Annotated in this window: 18 protein-coding genes; 11 read left to right on the forward strand and 7 right to left on the reverse strand. The window is 76.1% G+C overall.

The window, feature by feature from the left end:
* Window positions 1-166: 166 nt before the first annotated feature.
* The gene (locus ACFY00_RS32045) at window positions 167-1,042 is read left to right on the forward strand and encodes a GNAT family N-acetyltransferase (protein ID WP_388036157.1); all 876 of its coding nucleotides are present in this window, start codon (window positions 167-169) and stop codon (window positions 1,040-1,042) included.
* Between the two features lie 7 nt (window positions 1,043-1,049).
* Here ACFY00_RS32045 and ACFY00_RS32050 read toward each other — a convergent pair whose 3' ends face one another.
* The 3 genes from ACFY00_RS32050 to ACFY00_RS32060 all read right to left on the reverse strand — a co-directional run bounded on the left by ACFY00_RS32050 (window position 1,050) and on the right by ACFY00_RS32060 (window position 3,814).
* A complete protein-coding gene (locus ACFY00_RS32050; RefSeq protein ID WP_388036070.1) occupies window positions 1,050-1,601 on the reverse strand; it encodes a GNAT family N-acetyltransferase in 552 nt (183 codons plus the stop codon).
* Between the two features lie 48 nt (window positions 1,602-1,649).
* Entirely contained in the window at window positions 1,650-2,555 is a 906-nt protein-coding gene (locus ACFY00_RS32055; protein ID WP_388036071.1) for an aminoglycoside phosphotransferase family protein, read from the reverse strand.
* Window positions 2,556-2,854: 299 nt separating this feature from the next.
* Window positions 2,855-3,814, reverse strand: coding sequence for a ferritin-like domain-containing protein (locus ACFY00_RS32060; protein WP_388036074.1), 960 nt, complete (start codon window positions 3,812-3,814; stop codon window positions 2,855-2,857).
* Window positions 3,815-4,042: 228 nt separating this feature from the next.
* Here ACFY00_RS32060 and rimP point away from each other — a divergent pair, with 228 nt between their 5' ends.
* The 8 genes from rimP to truB all read left to right on the forward strand — a co-directional run bounded on the left by rimP (window position 4,043) and on the right by truB (window position 12,408).
* Complete coding sequence (rimP, locus tag ACFY00_RS32065; RefSeq protein ID WP_388036077.1) at window positions 4,043-4,585, forward strand: ribosome maturation factor RimP; 543 nt, start codon at window positions 4,043-4,045, stop codon at window positions 4,583-4,585.
* A gap of 2 nt (window positions 4,586-4,587) precedes the next feature.
* On the forward strand, window positions 4,588-5,589 hold the full coding sequence (gene nusA, locus ACFY00_RS32070; protein ID WP_388036080.1) for a transcription termination factor NusA: 1,002 nt from the start codon (window positions 4,588-4,590) through the stop codon (window positions 5,587-5,589).
* A gap of 70 nt (window positions 5,590-5,659) precedes the next feature.
* On the forward strand, window positions 5,660-5,962 hold the full coding sequence (locus ACFY00_RS32075) for a YlxR family protein (RefSeq protein ID WP_388036160.1): 303 nt from the start codon (window positions 5,660-5,662) through the stop codon (window positions 5,960-5,962).
* A gap of 190 nt (window positions 5,963-6,152) precedes the next feature.
* Entirely contained in the window at window positions 6,153-9,248 is a 3,096-nt protein-coding gene (gene infB, locus ACFY00_RS32080; protein WP_388036083.1) for a translation initiation factor IF-2, read from the forward strand.
* Between the two features lie 127 nt (window positions 9,249-9,375).
* Complete coding sequence (locus ACFY00_RS32085; protein ID WP_388036086.1) at window positions 9,376-9,672, forward strand: DUF503 domain-containing protein; 297 nt, start codon at window positions 9,376-9,378, stop codon at window positions 9,670-9,672.
* Window positions 9,673-9,811: 139 nt separating this feature from the next.
* On the forward strand, window positions 9,812-10,249 hold the full coding sequence (gene rbfA, locus ACFY00_RS32090; RefSeq protein WP_388036089.1) for a 30S ribosome-binding factor RbfA: 438 nt from the start codon (window positions 9,812-9,814) through the stop codon (window positions 10,247-10,249).
* Between the two features lie 2 nt (window positions 10,250-10,251).
* Complete coding sequence (locus ACFY00_RS32095; protein WP_388036092.1) at window positions 10,252-11,424, forward strand: bifunctional oligoribonuclease/PAP phosphatase NrnA; 1,173 nt, start codon at window positions 10,252-10,254, stop codon at window positions 11,422-11,424.
* Between the two features lie 78 nt (window positions 11,425-11,502).
* Window positions 11,503-12,408, forward strand: coding sequence for a tRNA pseudouridine(55) synthase TruB (gene truB, locus ACFY00_RS32100; RefSeq protein WP_388036095.1), 906 nt, complete (start codon window positions 11,503-11,505; stop codon window positions 12,406-12,408).
* Between the two features lie 24 nt (window positions 12,409-12,432).
* Here truB and ACFY00_RS32105 read toward each other — a convergent pair whose 3' ends face one another.
* Window positions 12,433-12,942 (reverse strand): GNAT family N-acetyltransferase, encoded by a 510-nt coding sequence (locus tag ACFY00_RS32105; RefSeq protein ID WP_388036098.1) that lies wholly within the window; start codon window positions 12,940-12,942, stop codon window positions 12,433-12,435.
* Window positions 12,943-13,230: 288 nt separating this feature from the next.
* Between ACFY00_RS32105 and ACFY00_RS32110 the strand changes: the two genes are divergently transcribed.
* Window positions 13,231-16,779 (forward strand): serine protease, encoded by a 3,549-nt coding sequence (locus ACFY00_RS32110; RefSeq protein ID WP_388036101.1) that lies wholly within the window; start codon window positions 13,231-13,233, stop codon window positions 16,777-16,779.
* A gap of 63 nt (window positions 16,780-16,842) precedes the next feature.
* A complete protein-coding gene (locus ACFY00_RS32115) occupies window positions 16,843-17,787 on the forward strand; it encodes a bifunctional riboflavin kinase/FAD synthetase (protein ID WP_388036104.1) in 945 nt (314 codons plus the stop codon).
* A 56-nt stretch (window positions 17,788-17,843) separates the two neighbouring features.
* On the opposite strand, the gene ACFY00_RS32120 is transcribed toward ACFY00_RS32115, so the two are convergent.
* From ACFY00_RS32120 to eccE, 3 genes are all read right to left on the reverse strand, one after another.
* Window positions 17,844-19,853, reverse strand: coding sequence for a MinD/ParA family protein (locus tag ACFY00_RS32120; protein WP_388036107.1), 2,010 nt, complete (start codon window positions 19,851-19,853; stop codon window positions 17,844-17,846).
* A gap of 188 nt (window positions 19,854-20,041) precedes the next feature.
* A complete protein-coding gene (locus ACFY00_RS32125) occupies window positions 20,042-20,800 on the reverse strand; it encodes a hypothetical protein (protein WP_388036110.1) in 759 nt (252 codons plus the stop codon).
* Window positions 20,800-22,182 (reverse strand): type VII secretion protein EccE, encoded by a 1,383-nt coding sequence (gene eccE / locus ACFY00_RS32130; protein ID WP_388036112.1) that lies wholly within the window; start codon window positions 22,180-22,182, stop codon window positions 20,800-20,802. The genes ACFY00_RS32125 and eccE overlap by 1 nt, the downstream gene beginning before the upstream one ends.
* Window positions 22,183-22,264: the final 82 nt, after the last annotated feature.

A 22,264-nucleotide genomic window follows, 5' to 3' on the forward strand; every position in this document is an offset into this window, starting at 1 on the left:
CTGCGTGGCGCCCATCACGGGGGCCGACATGTGGACGGGGGGGGGCGACGACGCCGCCCCCCCGGTGGGGGGGGCCGCCCCACGCGGCCCTGCCCCCCCGGGGGGGGCCCCCCCGGGGGGCGCCCCCGCCCGTCCGAGAGGTGCCCCCGTGCTCGACCGAGGTGTGATGCTGCCCGGCCCCTTCCAGGCCGCCCGGGCGCTCGCCGCCACCCGCGTGCTGGAGGCCCCCGACCTCGACGACGCACTGGAGATCCTGCACCGCGACCCCGTCGCCAACGCCTTCGTCGCCACCCGGGTGGAGGCCGTCGGCCTCGACCCCTGGCGGCTCGGCGGCGAGATGTGGGGCTGGTACGACGCCGACGGCCGGCTCGACGCGCTCTGCTACGCCGGGGCCAACCTCGTCCCGGTCGGCGCCGGACCGGAGGCCGTCCGCGCCTTCGCCGAACGCGCCCGGCGGCAGGGTCGCCGCTGCTCCTCCATCGTCGGCCCCGCCGAGGCCACCGCCACCCTCTGGGCGCTGCTGGAGCGCTCCTGGGGCCCGGCCCGCGACGTCCGCGCCCACCAGCCGCTGATGGCCACCTCCACGCCCGTCACCGAGGTCGAACCCGACCCGCTGGTGCGCCGGGTCGGCCGCGCCGAGATCGAGGCGCTGATGCCCGCCTGCGTGGCCATGTTCACCGAGGAGGTCGGCATCTCCCCGCTGGCCGGGGACGGTGGGCTGCTCTACCAGGCCCGGGTCGCCGAACTGGTCTCCACCGGACGCTCGTTCGCCCGCTTCGACGAGGACGGCAAGGTCGTCTTCAAGGCCGAGATCGGCGCCGTCACCGCCGGGGCCTGCCAGATCCAGGGCGTCTGGGTCGCCCCCGAGCACCGCGGCAAGCGGCTCTCCGAGACGGGCATGGCCGCCGTGGTCAACACCGCCCTCGCCGAGGTCGCGCCCGTCGTCTCGCTGTACGTCAACGACTTCAACGTCCGGGCCCGGGCCGCCTACCGCCGGGTCGGCTTCCGCGAGGTCGGCGCGTTCATGAGCGTGCTGTTCTGACCCTCCGTCAGGGCCGGGACGGGTCGCGCAGCGGCAGGTGGGCGCCCATCACCGCGTACGGGCGGGCCGTGTTCGGGAAGTGCACCGCCAGGGCCAGGTCCCGGTAGCCGAGCGAGCGGTACAGCCGCCGGGCCGGGGTCTCCGCGTCGATCGCCGACAGGATCGACCGGTCCAGGCCGGAGCGCTCGCACAGCGAACGGATCAGCCGGGTGCCCACGCCCAGGCCCTGGAACTCCGGCAGCACGTGCAGCTCCGTCACCGCGAACACGCCGTCCAGCCAGCCCTCGTGGCCGCGCGCCGCCAGGTACGGCTCGATCACCGTCGACCACCAGTGCGTCCGCTGGTTCGGCATCCCGTACCCGAACCCGACCAGCCGCCCCCGCGCCATCGCCCCCAGCGCCACCACCCCCGGCTGCAGCGCGTGCCGCCCCACGATCGGCAGCCGCACCGCGACCTCGTGCGGCCCCAGCCCGAACGCGACCGCCTGGACCTCCAGCACGGCGGGCGCCCACGCCGCCAGGTCGATGGCCTCGATCGTCACCCCGGTGAGCTGCTCCATGAAGCGGGACGTTACTACCTGCCGCCGCGGGCGGCCGACCACCCCGGCTCACAGCCAGGCGGCGAACTCCAGATGGAGCTCGGCGGCCGCCGCGTCGCCCGCCGCGAACGCCCCCAGCGCGGTGTCCACCGCCCGCAGCAGCGTCCATGCCCGGACCCGGTCGGCGGGCAGCTCCACCGCCTCCGCGAGCTGTGCCAGCCGCCGCCGCGCCGCACCGCGCGGGCCCGGCGAGGCGGCCAGCGTGTCGATCCGGTCCAGCACCAGCCGGGCCAGGTCGTACGCCCGGTCGCCGACCACCGGGCGCGGCGCCACCGCCAGCCACGGGGAGCGGTCCGCGGCCAGCACCCGGCCGTGCTGGAAGTCGCCGTGCAGCAGCCAGTCGCCGCCGCTGCCGTCCGCGGCCAGCGCCACCGCCTCCAGCGCCTCGTCCACCAGCGGCCCGGCGTCGAGCGCCGCGGGCAGCGCGCGCCGCTCGGCGAGCCGGGCGGCGGCCCGGGCGGCACGGTCCGCCAGCGGCTCGAACGGGTGCCCCGGCGGGGCCTGCACCCACAGCCGGCGCAGCAGGCTGGTCGCCTCCAGCATCGCCTTCGCCTCGGCCAGCGAACGCAGCGGGATCTCGCCGTGCAGGCGCTCCAGCAGCAGCGCCCCGTCCGCCTCGTCCAGCAGCAGGACCGCGCCCCGCCCGGCCCACACCCGCAGCGCCGCCGCCTCGGCGGACGGCCGGGCGACCTTCAGTACGACGGGCGCCAGGTCGTCCGCGCGGTGCGCGTACACCACCACGCTGCGCCGACCGCCCGGCTCGACCGTCCGCTCCGGCACCAGGTGCCACCGCGCGAGCCGCTGCGCGACCGCCTCCGGCAGCCCGGCCAGCCAGGCCGCGGCGGCGGGGGTGCCCTCCGAGCGGAGCGATTCGGCGAGACGTTCGGGGACGCTGAACTGCGGGGGCTGTGCCATGGCAGCGATTATCCGGTTCCGGTGGCGGAGCGGCGGACATTCGAGGGCCCGGGGAACTCTGCGGCGGACGAAGGGGGACAGAGCAGGAGCTCGGAGAACCCTTCGGCAGACGAGCATGCACAATCAGGGGCTCGGGGAACGGCGAGTCCGTGCTGCTGGTGGCCGGAGCCCATCGGAGTGTCCGTGCTGCTTCGGGCCGCCTGAACGAACCCGAAGCCGATGCGCGCACTGGCAGTGCACCGGGAGCAGACTCGTGCCCGCCGTTCCCCGGGCCCCTGACGGGGCCCTTGTGACAGGGGCTACTGCTCCGCGGAGAGGCCGGGGAGGGCGGGGAGGTCGGCGCCCCAGTGGGCGGCGCGGAGGGTGCAGTCGCGGAGGGCGGCGGCGGCCTGGTCGCGGTAGGTGGGGGCGGCGGCGAGGTCGGCGTAGGAGGCGGTGAGCTGGGTCTCCAGGTGGGCGGCCAGTTGGGTGGCGGTCGCGGCGTCCTTGACCGGGAAGGGCAGCCGGTAGCCGGGGGCCGCGGCGGTGGGCGAGGCGCCCCCGGCGGCCAGGACGCGCTGCCAGGCGTCGCGCCGGGCCTGGTGCGCGGCGTACGTGGCGCGGGCGTCCTCGCGCTGGGGACCGGCGGGCAGGAAGGCGCCGACGACGCCGTAGCCGTAGACGGCGGCGTGCTCGGCGGCGAGGGCCGCCTGCAGGGCCGCGGTGTCGGTGGCGGGCACCGCGGGGGCGGAGGCGGACGGGAAGGCGGCGGACGGGGACGGGGAGGGGGCCGCCGCGGCGGTGGCGCCGCCGAGGGCCGCCGCGTGGGCCGCGCCGGAGGCGGCGACCGAGGCGAGGGTGCGGGCCAGGTCGGGGGAGGCCGCCGCGAGGTCGGCCAGCCGCAGGGCGGCGGTGCGCTGCTCGGCCGCGGCCAGGTCGGCGGCCGTCGGGGAGGACGACGAGGGCGAGGACGCGGACGAGGTGGAGGAAGAAGGGGCGGCGGAGGGCAGCGTCCGGGCGAGCGCCTCGCGGTGCTGGGCGACGTCCGCGCGCAGGTCGCCGAGCTTGCCGGGGTCGGCGCCCGGAGCGGTGAGGGCGGCGTCGTACTGGGCCAGCAGGGCGTCGGTGGCGGCGAGTTGGCGCAGTCGCAGCGGGCGGTCGGGGTCCTCGGCCTGCGGCCGCGGGGGCTTCGCGGAGTGGTCGTCGGTGCAACCGCAGAGCGACTGGAGGCCGGCGAGCGCCCCGAGGGCCAGGAAGGTCCGCCGTGTCGGCGCGGGCATCGGTGCTCCAGCGGGGTCGGTGGGGGTCTGGTGTCCCCCGTCGGGAGAATCTCTACCGGAGCGGCACACGCCCCGTACGGAGCATGGACGGTATCCGACCGTTGTGAGGTTCCTCGCAGGGGGTGCGGGCGGTCCGGGTCGGAATCGGCGGTTCGGGGGTTGACCCGATAGGCTTCGCGATGAGTTAGCACCTTCGACAACAGCAGACGCGGCCGAGGAGTCACCCGGATGAGCACCACCCCCACTGACCGGCTGCGCGCTTTGTTGGAGCCGCTGGCCGCCGAGGCCGGGCTCGACCTGGAAGAGGTCAAGGTGACCCAGGCCGGCAGCCGCCGCCAGGTGCAGGTCGACGTGGACGCCGACGGCGGCGTCGACCTCGACGCGATCGCCGAGTTCTCCCGCCGGGTCGGCCAGGCGCTGGACGACTCCGACCTGATGGGCGAGGCCCCGTACCTGCTGGAGGTCGGCTCCCCGGGCGCCGAGCGTCCGCTGAGCGAGCCGCGGCACTGGCGCCGGGCGACCGGTCGGCTGGCCGCGGTGAAGCTGGTGGACGGCGCGGAGCTGACCGCGCGGGTGCTGGAGAGCGACGAGGACGGCGCGCTGGTCGAGGTGCAGCCGGTCAAGGGGCGCGGCCGCCCCAAGGAGCGCCGACTGGAGTTCGCGGAGATCGCGCGGGCCCGGGTGCAGGTCGAGTTCAACCGCAAGGACGAGGAACTGCTCGACGCCGCCGCCGACATCGCGGACGTGGACGAAGAGGAAGAGGAGGCGTAGTCGTGGACATCGACATGAGTGCCCTGCGCGGGCTGGTCACCGAGAAGGGCGTGCCGTTCGACCTGCTGGTCGAGTCGATCGAGTCGGCCCTCCTCATCGCGTACCACCGCACCGAGGGCTCGCGCCGCCGGGCGCGGGTGGAGCTGAACCGCAAGACCGGCCACGTGACGGTCTGGGCGCTGGAGGACCCGTCCGAGCTGGACGAGGGCGTCGAGCCGAAGGAGTTCGACGACACCCCGTCGGGCTTCGGCCGGATCGCCGCGTCCACCGCCAAGCAGGTCATCCTGCAGCGGCTGCGGGACGCCGCGGACGACCAGACCTTCGGCGAGTACGCGGGCAAGGAGGGCGACATCGTCACCGGTGTCGTCCAGCAGGGCAACGACCCGAAGAGCGTGCTGGTCGACATCGGCAAGCTGGAGGCCATCCTGCCGCCGCAGGAGCAGGTCCCGGGCGAGGACTACCGGCACGGCACCCGGCTGAAGTGCTACGTGGTGGGCGTGCGGCGCGGTGTCCGCGGTCCGTCGGTGACGCTCTCGCGCACCCACCCGAACCTGGTGAAGCGGCTGTTCGCGCTGGAGGTCCCGGAGATCGCGGACGGCTCGGTGGAGATCGCCGCGATCGCCCGCGAGGCCGGCCACCGCACCAAGATCGCGGTCTGGTCGCGCCGCCAGGGCCTGAACGCCAAGGGCGCCTGCATCGGTCCGAACGGCATGCGGGTGCGCGGCGTGATGGCCGAGCTGCACGGCGAGAAGATCGACATCGTCGACTGGTCGGAGGACCCGGCCGAGATGGTCGCCGCCGCGCTGTCGCCCGCCCGGGTGACGAAGGTGGAGATCGTCGACCTGGCCCAGCGCTCCGCCCGGGTGATCGTGCCGGACTACCAGCTGTCGCTGGCGATCGGCAAGGAGGGGCAGAACGCCCGCCTGGCCGCGCGCCTCACCGGCTGGCGGATCGACATCCGCCCGGACACCGAGGCCCCCGCAGTGGAATCCTCGGACCGGTAGCAACGTTGTCATGTGCCTCCGGGGAATCTACTCGGCGGCGGTGAGTCCCTTCGGAGGGGTAGACTTGAACGTGTCTGGCCGGACGCATGTCCGGGCATGCCCTGAACGCACCTGCGTGGGCTGCCGCAAGCGCGCGGCCAAGCACGAGCTGCTGCGTGTCGTGGCGGGCGAGGGCGAATGCGTCCCCGATCCCCGCGGCACTCTGCCGGGCCGGGGCGCGTATCTGCACCCCGACCCGAACTGCCTCGACCTCGCGGTCCGCCGCCGGGCGTTCCCCCGGGCCCTCAGGGCCCAGGGCGCGCTCGACCCCGGCGCCCTGCGGGATCACCTCGGGGCGGGAGCAGGTCCGGCCGATCGGCAGTCGGCCCACTGACGGGCATCGCGCCCGGCAACACGCACCAGCGCACGGCACGTCGAACTTCGCCGTGCGCCCCAGTCAGGTACCTCGCGAGATGGAAGTAGGTCGAGATTGCGATGAGCACTCGATGAGTACGCGATGAGTACGCCCATGAAGTAACGGCAGTCCGGCGGACGAATACCCCGGACGCATAGACAGGAGCGAAGTGGCTAAGGTCCGGGTATACGAACTCGCCAAGGAGCTTGGCTTGGAGAGCAAGGCCGTCATGGCCAAGCTCACCGAGCTGGGCGAGTTCGTGCGTTCAGCGTCCTCGACGATCGAGGCGCCGGTCGTGCGCAAACTGACTGACGCTTTGGGAGCGACCCCGCCGTCCGGCGGCGCGTCCTCCGCGAAGCCGGGCCCGCGGAAGCCCGCGGCGCCCCAGCCGTCCGGCGGTGCCGGTTCGGCCGCACCCAAGCCGGGTGCCCCCACCCCCGGCCCGCGTCCCACCGCGGCGCCGGCCCCCCGTCCGACTCCGGCCACCCCCGCGCCCGCCGCGGGCCAGGCCGCCCCGAAGCCCGCCGGCGCCCCGACCCCGGGTCCGCGTCCGGCGGCGCCCGCCCCGGCCGCTCCGGCGCCCGCGGCGGAGTTCTCCTCCCCGGCCCCGGCCGGTGAGGCCCCGGCGCGTCCGGCCGCCCCGCGGCCGGCCCCGGCCAACCCCGCGGCCCGTCCGGGCCCGCGTCCGGCCGGTCCGCGTCCGGGCAACAACCCCTTCACCTCGGGCGGCGCGTCGGGCATGGCCCGTCCGTCCGCCCCGCGTCCGGGCGGTGCCCCGTCCGGCGAGCGCGGCCCGCGCCCCGGTGGCGAGCGCGGTCCCCGTCCGGCCGGTGCGCCGGGTGGCGAGCGCGGTCCCCGTCCCGGTGGCGCCCCGCGTCCCGGTGCTCCGGGTGCCGGTGCCCCGCGTCCGGGCGGTGCCCCGGCCGGTGAGCGCGGTCCCCGTCCCGGTGGCGCCCCGCGTCCCGGTGGCCCGGGTGCCGGTGCCCCCCGTCCCGACGGCATGCCGCGTCCGGCCGCTCCGCGTCCGGGCGGCGCGCCCAGCCCGTCCGGGATGCCCCGTCCGAACCCCGGCATGATGCCGCAGCGTCCGGGCCCGCGCCCGGGTCCGGGTGCCGGTGCGCGTCCGGGTGGCCCCGGTGCGCGTCCGGGTGCTCCGGGCGGTGCCCGTCCCGGTTTCCAGGGCCGTCCGGCCGGTCCGGGCTCGCGTCCGGCCGGTGGCGGCTTCGGCGGCCCCCGTCCGGGTGGCGGCGCCGGTGGTGGCGGCGGCTTCGGTGGCGGCGGTGCCCGTCCCGGCGGCTTCGGCGGTCGTCCCGGCGGCCCGGGTGCCCGTGGTGGCACGCAGGGCGCGTTCGGTCGCGGCCCCGGTGGCCGTCCGGCGCGCGGCCGGAAGTCGAAGCGCGCGAAGCGCCAGGAGTACGAGGCCATGCAGGCCCCGTCCGTCGGCGGTGTGATGCTGCCGCGCGGCAACGGGTCGACCGTTCGCCTCTCGCGCGGTGCGTCGCTGACGGACTTCGCGGAGAAGATCAACGCCAACCCGGCGGCGCTCGTCTCCGTCATGTTCAACCTCGGTGAGATGGTCACCGCCACCCAGTCGGTCTCCGACGCCACGCTGCAGCTGCTGGCCGACGAGATGGGCTTCGTGCTGGAGATCGTCAGCCGGGACGACGAGGACCGCGAGCTGCTGGAGTCGTTCGACATCGACTTCGGTGTCGACGAGGGCGACGAGGAGCAGCTGGCCCCGCGTCCGCCGGTGGTCACCGTCATGGGTCACGTCGACCACGGCAAGACCCGCCTGCTCGACGCGATCCGCAAGACCAACGTGGTCGCGGGCGAGGCCGGCGGCATCACCCAGCACATCGGTGCCTACCAGGTGGCCACCGAGGTGAACGGCGAACTCCGTCCGATCACCTTCCTCGACACCCCGGGTCACGAGGCGTTCTCCGCCATGCGTGCCCGTGGCGCCAAGTCCACCGACATCGCGATCCTGGTGGTCGCGGCCAACGACGGCGTCATGCCGCAGACGGTCGAGGCGTTGAACCACGCCAAGGCCGCCGGCGTGCCGATCGTGGTCGCGGTCAACAAGATCGACGTCGAGGGCGCGGACCCGACCAAGGTCCGCGGCCAGCTCACCGAGTTCGGCCTGGTGGCCGAGGAGTACGGCGGCGACACCATGTTCGTCGACATCTCCGCCCGCCAGGGCCTCAACATCGAGGAGCTGCTGGAGGCCGTGGTCCTGACCGCGGACGCCTCCCTCGACCTGCGCGCCAACCCGGAGCAGGACGCCCAGGGCATCGCGATCGAGGCCCACCTGGACAAGGGCCGCGGCGCCATGGCGACGCTGCTCGTCCAGCGCGGCACCCTGCGGGTCGGCGACTCGATCGTGGTCGGCGACTCCTACGGCCGCGTCCGCGCGATGCTGGACGAGAACGGCAACAACCTCTCCGAGGCCGGCCCGTCCCGTCCGGTGCTGCTGCTCGGTCTGACCTCGGTGCCCCGCGCCGGCGACAGCTTCATCGTCGTCGACGAGGACCGCACCGCCCGCCAGATCGCCGAGAAGCGCGCCGCCCGCGACCGCAACGCCTCGATGGCCCAGCGCCGCGTCCGCGTCTCGCTGGAGGGCTTCGAGGCCGCGCTGGCCGCCGGCAACATCGAGAAGCTCAACCTCATCATCAAGGGTGACGTCTCCGGTTCCGTCGAAGCCCTCGAGGACGCCCTCGTCAAGCTGGACGTGGGCGAAGAGGTCGAGCTGCGGGTGCTGCACCGCGGTGTGGGTGCCATCACCGAGTCCGACGTGGACCTGGCGATGGGCTCGGACGCCATCATCATCGGCTTCAACGTGCGCGCCGAGGGGCGTGCCCGTACCGCGGCCGAGCGCGAGGGCGTCGACATCCGGTACTACTCGGTCATCTACCAGGCGATCGAGGAGATCGAGGCCGCGCTCAAGGGCCTGCTCAAGCCCGAGTACGAGGAGGTGCGCCTCGGCTCCGCGGAGATCCGCGAGGTGTTCCGCTCCTCCAAGTTCGGCAACATCGCCGGTGTGCTCGTCCGCGAGGGCATCATCCGCCGCAACACCAAGGCGCGCCTGCTGCGCGACGGCAAGGTCGTGGCGGAGAACCTCAACATCGAGGGCCTGCGCCGCTTCAAGGACGACGCCACCGAGGTCCGCGAGGGCTTCGAGGCCGGTGTCACCCTGGGCTCGTTCAACGACATCAAGATCGAGGATGTCATCGAGACCTACGAGATGCGCGAGAAGCCGCGCTCGTAACGGGTGCTGAACCGGGGCCGGTCGGCGGGGCGCTTTATCCCGTCGACCGGCCCCGGCCGCGCTTGTTAGGGTCGGGGCCAGTCGGAAAACCCTTCGAGGCTCCCAGGCCGGCCCAGGCCTGTCCCACATGTTCGTAGGAACACTCACCTTCGACCTGCTCCTCGGCGACGTGCACTCGCTCAAGGAGAAGCGGTCGATCGTGCGGCCCATCGTGGCCGAACTGCAGCGCAAGTACAGCGTGTGCGCCGCAGAGGTAGGCAACCAGGAGCTGCACCGCAGGGCCGAGATCGGCTGCGCGGTGGTGTCCGGCGACGCCGGGTACGTCAGCGAGATCCTGGACAGCTGTGAGCGGCTCGTCGCCGGCCGCCCCGAGGTGATGCTGCTCTCCGCGAGGAGGCGGTACCACCACGACGACGACGAATGACCTGCGGGAGTCACCACCGTCACACCCGCACAGGACCGAGAGCGCCCACAAGGCTGGGCGCGGGCGGGTACGTTGGGAAGAGGGCCCCACCGGGTGAGGTCATGACCCGGGGTACGCGCCTACTGCACGAGGAGGCAACGTGACCGACACCGCTAGGGCGCGCAAGCTCGCCGACCGCATCCAGGTGGTCGTGGCGGAGACCCTGCAGCGCCGGATCAAGGACCCGCGCCTGGGGTACGTCACCATCACCGACGCCCGGGTCACCGGGGACCTGCGCGAGGCCACCGTCTTCTACACCGTCTACGGTGACGAGGCCGAGCGCGAGTCCAGCGCGGCCGCGCTGGAGAGCGCCAAGGGCATCCTGCGCTCCGAGGTCGGCAAGCAGACCGGGGTCCGGTTCACGCCGACCCTGACCTTCGTCGCCGACGCCCTGCCGGACAACGCCCGGAACATCGACGACCTGCTGGACAAGGCCCGGCTCTCCGACGCCGCCGTCCGCACCGTCGCCGCCGGGGCCGCGTACGCCGGCGAGGCCGACCCGTACAAGTCGTCCCGCGACGACGACGAGGACGAGTGACCGTGGCCGGGGAGCCGGCCGAGTCCGGTGCCGCGAGGGCGGTCTCCACCGTTGAGGTGGAGACCGCCCTCGCGGTGCTTCCGGGCCCTCGCAGCGGGTCGTCGTCCGCCTCCGGGGCGGAGGCGGCGGAGGCGGCGGGCGGGGCGGGGCGCTTCGAGGAGGAGTGGCGGCGCGCCCTCGAACTGGTCGCGGGCAGCGACGAGATCGACCTGATCTGCCACATCTGCCCGGACGGCGACGCGCTCGGCTCGGCGCTGGCCGCCGCGCTGGCGCTGCGCGGCCTGGGCAAGCGGGTGCGGGTGTCGTTCGGCGACGACCCGCAGGTCATTCCCGAGTCGCTGTCCTTCCTGCCCGGCCAGGAGCTGATCGTCCCCGCCGCGACGGTGCCCGCGGCGCCCGCGCTGGTGCTGGCCTTCGACGCCGCCTCCGAGGAGCGGCTCGGCCTGCTGCGGGACAAGGCCCTCGCGGCGGGCGCGCTGGTGGTGTTCGATCACCACGCCTCCAACCCCGGCTTCGGCACCGTCCGGCTGATCGACCCGTCCGCGCCCGCCACCGCCGTCCTGGTGGACGAGCTGCTGCGGCGGCTGCGGGTGCCGCTCGACCAGTCCATCGCGACCTGCCTGTACACCGGCATCGCCACCGACACCGGCTCGTTCAAGTACCGGGCCACCACGCCCGCCACCCACGAGATGGCCGGGCGGATGCTGGCCACCGGCATCCGGCAGGACCTGATCTCCCGGCAGCTGTGGGACACCACCTCCTTCGGGTACCTCAAGGTGCTCGCCGGGGCGCTGGAGCGGGCCGCGTTCGAGCCCGAGGAGGCCGGCGGGCACGGGCTGGTGTGGACCTGGGTGCCGTACCAGGACCTGGCGCTGTTCGGCGTCACCGTCGAGGAGATCGAGGGCCTGATCGACGTGCTGCGCAAGCCCGCCGAGGCGGACGTCGCGCTGGTGCTCAAGCAGGACCCGGACGGCACGCTGCGCGGCTCCTGCCGCTCCCGCGGCGCGGTCGACGTCGCGGCGGCGTGCGCCCGGCTCGGCGGCGGCGGGCACGTGTACGCGGCCGGGTTCAGCACCCGGGAGGGCGTGGCGGAGACCGTGCGGCGGTTCCGGACGGCGCTGGCCGAGGTCGCCGCGGCGGCGGAGGCGGACTCCGGGGAGCCGGACGCGCGCTAGGCTCGTGCGGTTCGGTGGTCGGGCCGCGGGAGCGGCCGCGCAGGGATGCGCCCGGGATTTCGAAATGATGATGAAGCGATGAAGCGTAAAGGGACGGGCCCCGACGGGCTGGTCGTCGTCGACAAGCCGGAGGGCATCACCTCGCACGGCGTGGTCGCCAAGCTCCGCTGGCTGGCCGGGACGCGGAAGGTCGGGCACGCGGGCACCCTCGACCCGATGGCCACCGGCGTGCTGGTGATCGGCGTCGAGCGGGCCACCCGGCTGCTCGGGCACCTGATGCTCACCGCCAAGACCTACGAGGCGACGATCCGGCTCGGGCAGACCACGGTCACCGACGACCGGGAGGGCGAGGTCACCGCCTCCGTCCCGGCCGACGGGGTGGCGCGCGCGGCGATCGACGCCGGGATCGCCGAACTGACCGGCGAGATCATGCAGGTGCCGTCCAAGGTCAGCGCGATCAAGATCGACGGGAAGCGCTCGTACGCCCGGGTGCGCGAGGGCGAGGACTTCGAGATCGCGGCCCGGCCCACCACGGTGCACTCCTTCACCCTGCACGCGGTGCGGCCCGCCGTCGCCGAGGACGGCACGCCGGTGCTCGACCTGGACGTCACCGTCGAGTGCTCCTCCGGCACGTACATCCGGGCGCTGGCCCGCGACCTGGGCGCCGGGCTCGGCGTCGGCGGCCACCTGACCGCGCTGCGGCGCACCAGGGTCGGGCCGTACGGGGTCGAGTCGGCGCGCACCCTGGAGCAGTTGGAGGAGAAGCTGGAGGTGCTGCCGATCGCCGAGGCCGCGGCCGCCGCCTTCCCGCGCTGGGACGTCGACGCCGAACAGGCCCGGCTGCTCTCCAACGGCATGCGGCTGGACGCGCCCGGGCTGGGCGCCGACGGGCCGGTGGCGGTGTTCGACCCGGACGGGCGGTTCCTGGCGCTGATCGAGGAGAGCGGCGGCAAGGCGAAGCCGGTGGCGGTGTTCGTCGGCTGAGGGGGCGGCCCAGGGCCGGCCGTCTCAGCGCAGCGCCAGGTGCCAGTCGTTGCTGTGCAGGAAGCGTCCCGAGCGCTGCGGGTACTCGAAGGCGCACGGGCCGTCGTCGGTGAAGCCCAGCCGGGCGCAGAGCGCGTTGGACGGGGCGTTGTCGACCGCCGGGAAGGCGTGCAGCACGCCGGGCGCGGTCGCGTCCGCGGCCACCAGGGCGCGCAGGGCGGTGAGCATCGCCCGGCCCGCCGCGAGCGCGACGCCGCGGCCCTGGAACTCCGGCAGCACGTTCCAGCCGGTCTCGTGGATCTCGGCGCCCCGCCACTCGCGCCGGTGGTGGGCGATCGACCCGGCCTCCTCGCCGTCGACCAGCACCGCGTACATCACGCCGCCCCGGGACGGGAGTTCGAGGTAGCGGCGGTGGCGCAGCAGCAGTTGCTCGGGGGTCTCCGGGCCGCCGACGTGGCGGCGCATCAGCGGGGTGTTGATGCGCCGCAGCAGGCCGAGGCGGGAGTCGGACCAGGGTTCCAGGCGGACGTCCATGACCGGCAGGGTGGCCCGGGGGCGGGGCGGGACGCCAGCGGTTTTCCGCGCGGCGGCCAAGTGCGCGGCGCGGGAGGCGAGTTGGGGCGGGCGGGGGCGGGGCGGGTGGTTCGCGGGCGGGTGCGCGCCCGGTGGGGGCGGAGGGGGCGCGCGGAGTGAAGGGGTGTGGTGAGAGGGGCGTGCGGGGTGCTGTGGGGCTGGTGGGGGGCAGGCTGACCGCGGCGTGTACGGCGGCCGTACCCCGTCCCGTACGGGGCCGGGCGCGGCCCGGCGGGAGGACTTGGCGGGATGGGCGAGGGTGCGGGCGCCGGCTTCGCGGGGGATCCGGCACAGGCGCTGCTGCGGATCAGGGACCAGCAGGGCCGGCTGTGCGGCCTCGGCTTCGTCGCCGACCGGAGCGGCACCGTGGTCACCGCGCACGAGGCGGTGGCCGGACTGCCCCGGCTGGTGCTGCACACCCCCGGCGGGCAGACCCGGGTGCTCGGCCCCGAGAGCGTCGACCTGCTGCCCGACCGCGGCCTGGCCCTGCTGCGCACCGCCGCGGTCGGCGGCGTCCCCGGCCCGGCGCTGCCGATCGGGCGCGGCCCGGTCACCGGCCCGGTCGCGGCCTTGCACCAGCGCTGGGAGGACGGGACGCCCGCCCTGGCCCGCGGCGGCCCGCTCGGCCGGGAGAGCGGGCGCTGCGGGGACGGCGCGCGGGTGCGCGCCGTCCCCGGCGTCCTGCTGCTCGACCTGCCGGTGACCCCGCTCGCCGGGGCGCCCGTCCTCGACCCGGCGAGCGGCACGGTGCTCGCCGTGGTCTCCCCCCGGGTGCGCGCCGTCCCCGGCCCCGGCGTGGCGGCCGTCCCGCTGGCCGCCGACACCGCGCCGCCCGCCGACACCCCGCTCGACCGGCTGCTGGCCCGCAACGCCGCCGACGCCCCCGCGTACGGCCGGGCGCTCAACCTGGGCGGGGCGCTGCGCCTGACCGAGGCCCAACTGGAGGGCGCCGCCGCCGGGCCCGGCCGGATCGCCGAACTCGCCGCCGACCGGGTCGACCGCCCCGACGGCCTCAGCGGCGAGGAGCCGCAGGACGTCCTCACCGTGCTGCTGGGCGGGAGCGGCAGCGGCCGCAGCACCGAACTCGCGGCCCTCGCCGTCCGCCGGGAGAGCGCGGCCCAGCCGCTGCCGACCCTGTGGCTGCGCGGCGCCGACCTCGCCCCCGGCGACCGCACCCCCGGCGACCCGCTGCGCCGCCGACTCGCCGCGGCGGCACGGCAGTTGGGCGTACCGGAGGTCGAGCCGGGCGAACTCGCCGCGCTGTGCGCCGCCGCCGGGCGGCCGCTGCTGGTGATCCTCGACGGGCCCGAGGAGGCGCCGCTCGCCCTCTCCGCCCGCTGGCTGGCCGCCGGGCTCGACTGGCTGCGCACCCACCGCGCCCGGGCCCTGGTCGCCTGCCGCCCCGACGGCTGGGAGCAGCTCGGCCCCTGGCGGGCCGCCGCCCGGGCGCTGTGGCTGGGCCCGCTCACCGCCGACGCCGCGGCCCGCGCCGGGCGCCGCTACGGCCTGCCCGCGGCGTTCCTCGGCCCGGCCGACCGCGGCCACCCGTTGGCCCTGCGGCTGGCCGGCGACCTGCGCGGCGCGGGCGTGCGCGGCCCGGTCGGCAGCCGGGCCGAACTCTTCGACGGCTGGCTCGACCTGGCCTGCCTCACCGTCGCCCGCCGGGTCGCCCTCACCCCCGGCGGTCCGCGCCGCCACCGCCGCGGCGGACCGCCCGCGCCCGGCGAGGACGCCCGGCAGGTGCGGCGGCTCGCGGCCGTCGCGGCCGGACGGCTGCACGAGGCGGCCCGGCTGATGCTGGGCGCGGGCGACGGGGCGCTGTCCGCCGAGGAGTTCGCGCGGCTCTTCCCCGAACAGGGCGGGTGGGCGCGGGCCGTCCGGGAGGAACGGCTGCTGGTGCCCGCGGGGGCGGGCCACCGGGCGGGGCACGAGGAGTGGGGGGAGTGGCTGCAGAGCCTGCACCTGGACCTGGACGCGGCGCTGCGGCTGGTGCTGGAGGAGGGTCCGGGCAGTGAGCCGGGGGAGGCCGGTGGCGACGCGGAGCCGGGCGTCTCCCCGGCGCCCGACGGGGCTCTCGGCGAGGTCCGGCGGGAGGACGGGGGCGCGGGGGCTCCGGGCGGTGGGCCGGGGAGGGCGGGCGACGGCCCCGGGCCCGCCGTACCGCGGAGCCCTGACGGGCCCCTCGGCGGGGCCGGTACCGGTGCCGGTGCCGGGGTCGGGCGGTGCCGGATCGGGGTGGTGGTGGGGGCGTTGCGGCGGGCGGGCGAGCTGCGCGGGGCGGCGGTGCTGGACGGGTGGCTGCGGCGCGCCCTGGCGGCGCTGGAGCGCTCGGAGCGCGGCGGGGAGGCGGACTGGTGGGCCGGGCGGCTGCTGGCGGCGGGGATCGCGGACAGCCCGGAGCCGTCCGCGCACCGGGAGCTGCTGGAACTGCTGGCCGACCGGGCCGGGCGGGACGAGCGGTTCGGGGCGGCGTTCTGGGTCGGCCTGCCGCTGCCGGTGGCCGAACGGGTCGCGCTGCTGGGCGGGTTGGCCCGCGGCCCGGGCCGGGCGGAGGTGGTGCGGGCGGCCGCGGCCGAACTGCTGGCCGCGGACCCGCGCGGGGTGCTGCCGCTGCTGTGCGCCTGGTACGGGGAGGGCCCGGCGGCCGCCGACCTCGCCGACGAGCTGCTGTACGAGCACCGGGCCCTGGCGCTGGACGAGTTGACGGAGGCGCTGGTCGCCGCCGCCCACCCGCGGGCGGACGCGCTGCTGGGCCGGCTGGCCGAGCACGAGCCGTCCGCGCTGTGCCGGGCCGTCGACCGGTGGAGCCACGACCCGCGCCCCGAGCGGCACGTCGCGGCGGCCGTGCACGCGCTGCGCACCGCCCCGCACGCGGGCGGTTCGGGCGCGCAGCTGCTGCGCCTGGCGGCCCGGACGCTGCTCGCCCGGGAGGACGAACCGGCCCTGCACGGCGCGGCGTTGGCGCTGCTGGTGCGCGATCCGCAGGGCCGGGCCGAGCACCTGGCGGCGGCCCTGGCCGCGTACCGGGCCGGGGACCCGTTCCTGACCGCCGGGGTGCTGGCCGAGCTGGCGGGGCCGGCGGCGGAGCCCCCCGCCCAGGTGCCGGCGGTGCGCGAGCGGCCGCGGGCGCCGGGCGCCCGGTCGGCCGAGGAGCCGGGGGACCCGCGGGCGCGGGGCGGGGCCGCGGACCCGGCGGTGGCCCGCCCCGGGCCGCCGCTCGCCGCCGAACTGCTGCGGGGCGGCCCGGAGCCCGCCGCGGAGGTCGCCCGGCACCTGGACCGGCTGCTGGAGGACGGGCGCGACGGCCGTCCGCTGCTGGACGCGGTGCTGGCCGCCGAACCACCGGTGCGGGCCGTCTTCGTGCCGGTGCTGGCGGCGCCCGGCGGCGGCCGGGAGGAGCTGCTGGACGCGCTGCTGGCCGCCGAGCGGGACGAGCGGGTGCTGGCGGCGGTGGTGGAGGCGCTGGCGGCCCGGCACGCCGGGCACCCGGAGCGGCGGGTGCGCGAGCTGCTGCGACTGGTCGCCGAGCGGTGGGCGGGCGCGGACGCCGCCCTGGTGCGCTGTGCGGGCCGCTGGGCGGGTTTCGCCCGGCTGCTGGCGTCCTGGCCCGAGGACGCCCCGCCGCCGCCGCAGGGGCCCCGGCTGGCCCTGCTGCGGGCCCTCGCCGCGTCCGGGCGGGATCCGCAGTACGCCGCGGCCGAGGCGGAACGGCGGGTCGACCGTCCCGGCGGCCGTCTGACGGGTCACACCAAGGGCCTTCCGGTGCCTGGGCAGGGTCGGTCGCATGGCACGCTATAGGGGTTCGGTTTCGGTCTTTCGAGTGCACGGGTTGTGCACACCGTAGGAACAAGGAGCGGTCAGGTGCAGCGCTGGCACGGCCTGGAGGAGATCCCCGGGGACTGGGGGCGCAGCGTCGTCACCATCGGATCGTTCGACGGGGTCCACCGCGGACACCAGTTGATCATCAACCGGGTGGTGGAGCTGGCCGGCGAGCTGGGGGCGAAGTCGGTGGTGGTGACCTTCGACCCGCACCCCAGCGAGGTGGTCCGGCCCGGCACCCACCCGCCGCTGCTGGCCCCGCAGCCGCGCCGGGCCGAGCTGGTCGAGCAACTGGGCGTGGACGCCGTCCTGGTGCTGCCGTTCACCGCCGAGTTCTCCCAGGAGTCCCCGGAGTACTTCGTGCGGTCGGTGCTGGTCGACGCGCTGCACGCCAAGGCGGTCGTCGAGGGCCCCAACTTCCGCTTCGGGCACCGCGCGGCGGGGGACGTCGAGCTGCTGGCCGAGCTCGGCCGGGCCGACGACTTCACCGTCGAGGTGGTCGACCTGCAGGTGCGCGGCACCGCGGGCGACGGCGAGCCGTTCTCCTCCAGCCTGTGCCGCCGCCTGGTCGCGGCCGGGGACATGACCGGCGTCGCCGAGATCCTCGGCCGCCCGCACCGGGTCGAGGGCGAGGTGGTCCGCGGCGCCCAGCGCGGCCGCGAACTCGGCTACCCCACCGCCAACGTGGACACCGTCGCGCACTCGGCGATCCCCGCCGACGGCGTGTACGCGGGCTGGCTGACCGCCGACGGCGAGACCATGCCCGCCGCGATCTCGGTCGGCACCAACCCGACCTTCGACGGCACCGCCCGCACCGTCGAGGCGTACGCCATCGACCGGGTCGGCCTCGACCTGTACGGGCAGCACGTCGCCGTCGACTTCCTGGCCTGGCTGCGCGGCATGGAGAAGTTCGACTCGATCGACGCCCTGCTGGAGCGGATGGCCGAGGACGTCAAGCGCGCCCGGGACCTCACCGAGCGCCCCTGACCCGCGACGCGACGGGGCCCCGCGGAACGCGCGTTCCGCGGGGCCCCGACCTGGTGTCAGCCCTGGTGGGGCGGCGGGTAGCCGTAGCCCGGGGGCGGCGCCTCGTGCGGCGGCGGGTAGCCGTAGCCGGGCTGCGGGGCCTGCGGCGGGTACGGCTGGCCCTGCTGCGGGTAGCCCGGCGGCGGGGTCTGCTGCCACGGCTGGCCCTGCTGCGGGTAGCCGCCCTGCTGCGGGTACTGCTGCTGAGGCGGGTAGGGCTGGCCCTGCTGCGGGTAGCCGCCCTGCGGCGGGTACTGCTGCTGGGCCTGCCAGCCCGCCTGCTGCTGCGACCGGGCGATGTCCTCGCCGACCAGCGTCGCCAGCTCGAAGTAGGCGTCGCGGACCTTCGGCCGCATCATCTGCAGGTTGACCTCGGCACCGGCCGCCAGGCTCTCGTCGAACGGCACCACCACGACGCCGCGGCAGCGGGTCTGGAAGTGCGCCACGATGTCCTCGACCTTGATCATCTTGCTGGTCTCGCGCACCCCGGAGACCACCGTGATCGACCGCTGCACCAGGTCCGCGTAGCCGTGCGCGGCCAGCCAGTCCAGGGTGGTCGACGCACTGGAGGCGCCGTCCACGCTGGGCGTGGCCACCACGATCAGCTGGTCCGCCAGGTCCAGCACGCCGCGCATCGCCGAGTACAGCAGACCGGTGCCGGAGTCGGTCAGGATGATCGGGTAGTGCTGCCCGAGCACCTGGATGACCTGGCGGTAGTCCGAGTCGTCGAAGGTGGTGGAGACCGCCGGGTCCACGTCGTTGGCGACGATCTCCAGGCCCGAGTTCGGGTCCTGCGAGGTGTACTGGCGGATGTCCATGTAGTTGCGGATGTTCGGGATCGCCGTCACCAGGTCGCGGATGGTCGCCCCGGTCTGCCGCTTGATGCGGCGGCCCAGGGTGCCCGCGTCCGGGTTGGCGTCGATCGCGATGACCTTGTCCTGCCGCTCGCTGGCCAGCGTCGCGCCCAGCGAGGTGGTGGTCGTGGTCTTGCCGACACCGCCCTTGAGGCTGATCACCGCGATCCGGTAGCAGGTCATCACCGGGTGCCGGATCAGCTCCAGCTTCTGCTGCCGGTCGGCCTTCGCCGACTTGCCGCCGAACTGGAACCGGGACTGCTTCTGCGCCTTCGGCTGGCCGCGCAGCAGCCGGTCCGAGGACAGCTCCACCGCCGCCGTGTAACCGAGCGCCGCCCCGTGCGCGGCGGGCTGGCCCGCCGCCTGCTGGAACTGCGCCGGAGCCGGCGGGGCGGCGCCCACGCCGTGCTGCGGGGCCGGGCCGGGCGGCGCGTACGGCGGCTGCCCGCCCATGGTCTGCCCCGGCTGCGGCCAACCGCCCGCCCGCGGGTCGACCGGCGGCTGCTGCGGGTTCGGCCACGGCTGCTGTTGCTGCGGCGGCTGCGGCTGCTGTCCCTGCTGGGGGAACGGCGGCGGGCCGGGCTGCGGCGCCTGCGGCGGGTACGGCTGGTTCGGCCACGGCGGCTGCGGGGCCTGCTGCTGCACCGGGGGCTGCGGGGCCTGCGGCTGCGGCTGCACCGGAGCCTGCGGCTGCACGGGCGGCGCCGCGTTCGGCACCGGCGCGCTCGGGTCGACCGGCGGCTGCGGGGCCTCCTGCTGCACCGGCGGCGCGGGCTGCTGCTCCACCGGCGGCTGCGGCTGAGGCTGCGCCGGGGCCTGCGGCTGGGGCTGGACGGGCGCCTGCTGCTCCACCGGCGGCTGCGGCTGCGCCGGGGCCTGCTGCTGGACGGGCGGCTGCGGCTGGACGGGCGGCTGCGGCTGCGCCGGGGCCTGCGGCTGGACGGGCGGCTGCACCTGCGGCGGGGCCTGCTGCTGCACCGGTGGCGGCTGCACCTGTGGCGGCTGCGCCTGCGGCTGGACGGGCGGCTGTGGCTGCGGCGCCGCTACCGGAGCACCTGGTGCGGCGCTCTGGGTGTACCAGGACGGGGCGCTGTAGTCCGGGGCGTCGGACCAGTCATCGTCGTCCTCGGCCGCGTTGTCGCCGACGTAGACGCCGTCCCGATCGCTGCTCACTGGGGCTCCCTCGTTCTCGCCGAAGCTGCTTCGGCGGTTGCCGTCGGGCAACAAGACTAGGCCGTGCAGGTGCCCGCGATGAAGGCGGTGTCCGACCTGACGGCAGATCCGGCCGACCCTGATCACCCCGGCCGGCCCGCCCGGGTCGCGAGGACCCCCCGTGGGGCGGGCCGGCCGGCCGGGACCGGTCAGTCCATGCGGCGCGGGCCGCCCAGCACCTGGGTCTCGGCCTCGCCCTGATTCGTCATCACGTACTGCCGGCGCATCCGGGTCGCCCACAGCGTGACGTTGTCCGGCAGCGTCGGCAGCGCGCTGACGTCGCCGGGAGCCAGCGACAGCAGCCGGCCCAGCAGTTCGGCCTCCTGCGGCGAGACCCGCTGCAGGGCGACCAGGTCGGCCGAGTTGATCACCCGGCTCGCGTTCGGGCCCAGGTACGGCAGCACCGTCAGCGTGGTCTGCCAGGGCGCCGCCGACAGGCGGCTGCGGTTGGGCCGGGCGCCCAGGTCGCGGACCACCAGGACGGGGGACGCCACCGACGCGCCCTGCGCGCCCAGCCGTCCCACCTGGTGGATCGTCACGCACGGCTGGCCGCCGCCCGCGGCCTGCGCCATCGGCGCCCACGCCTGCGGACGGCCGGTCTCCACCGCGACCCGGGCCCCGGTCGCGGCCGCGCGCAGCGCGATCAGCTGCGCCGTCCACATGCCGCCGACCAGCACCAGCTCGAACGCGGACGGGCGGAACAGGCCGATCACGGCGGGCTGCTGCTGGTGGTCCAGGCCGATCACCACGCCGTCGTCGCCGACCGGGAAGGCCAGCGCCGACAGGTCCTCGACCGGCAGCACGTGCTTCTCCCGGCGCGGACCGCGCAGGCCGAACCCGGGGCGCACCCGCACCGGGCGCTGCTCGACCGGCTGCGGGGCCTGGCCGGGGTAGGTCTGGTAGGCCATCAGGACGTCCCTCCCAGGGGCAGCGTGGCGAGCAGGCCGGGGGCGTGCTCCAGGTCGAGGCGGGTCAGCGAGGCACCGCTGTGCTGCGCCCGGGACTCCACCTGGCGGCCCATCTGGTCGAGCCGGGCCTCGTTGTGCTCGGTCAGCCGCAGGTGGCCGCTGAGCGCCACCGAACCGCCCATCGCGCGGGTCGCGGTGACCGAGAAGGTCGAGGCGAACGCGGGCGTGCCGGTCAGCTGGTTGACCAGGTCGGGGGCGGTGACCCGGCCGCCGCCCATGCCCGGGCGGGACAGCACCGGCCACTTGGAGATCCAGTACGTGGCGTGCCAGCGGTCGTCGATCCGGCAGTACTTCGCCGACTCCTGGGCCCGGCGCACGCCGACCCCGCCGCCGCCGGAGCCCTGCCGGCCCGCCACCGCCACCGGGTTGGCGCACACCGAGATGGCGAGGGCGGCGATCAGCTCGCGCTCGTCCAGGACGGTGGCGGTGAACCCGGCGCTGTTCAGCCGTCCGGCCAGCTGGTCGGTGACGCGCTGCAGGGTCTTGCGGGCGCCCTCCTCGCCGCCGCCGCGGGCCAGCACGGCGGTGGACGCGCGCTCCGGGTCGAGCTTGAGCGCGACCCAGGTCAGCCGCAGCGCCGGGGTGCTCACGCCGCCCGGGGTCTGCTGGTAGGCGCGGGCGGCCAGCGAGTGCTCGGGCAGGTGCGGGGCCGGGGCGGGCTGGGTGTGCTGGACCAGCTGCACCGACTCCAGGGCGATGTCGTCGACCTGCAGGACCGAGCAGATCAGGTCCAGCGGCACCGAGGAGGCGGCCCGGCCCGGACGCAGCGGCTGGTCCTTGGACTGCACCAGCAGCACCGAGGTGAAGAAGGTGCCGTCGCCGACCATGCCGGTCTCGCGGCGCAGCGGACGGCCGTCGCCGAGGTCGGTCTCGATCGCGTGGGTGCAGGTCTTGAGCGCCGGGTCGAGCTCCATCACCGGCGCGATCGCCGGGTCGGTGCCGGGCGGCGGGACGTTGTACTTCGCGTCCCGGCGGCGGGAGTTGTACGCCGAGCGGACGCTCACCGCCTCGCCGGTGGTGCGACCGCCGAGCCGCAGCAGCGCGACCACGACCAGGACCAGGGCGGGCACCGCGAAGACGGCCGCCATCATCGTGTTGATCGACCAGCCGACCGCGATCAGGGCGGCGGCGACCTCGAGCTGGACGATCTGCTTGAGCTCCAGGCGGCGGGACAGCAGCCCGGGCCGGGGCAGCAGCCGCAGGCCCACCGGGCCGAGCGCGGCCGGGGCGGGCGGTGCGGTGCGGGCCCGGCGTCCGCCCGCGTCCGGCCCCCGGCCGTGCGAGGTGGAGCGTCGTCGTGCTGGAGCGGACTGGCTTGGCATCCCCCGAATTGCCCTCTCTGCTTCAGATGTCCCGTCAGATCCCCCTGCGGGCCCGGAGAGTCCGGGCGGGGGCCGGGTCGGC

It is taken from the genome of Kitasatospora sp. NPDC001540, assembly GCF_042894345.1.
Lineage (GTDB): Bacteria > Actinomycetota > Actinomycetes > Streptomycetales > Streptomycetaceae > Kitasatospora > Kitasatospora phosalacinea_C.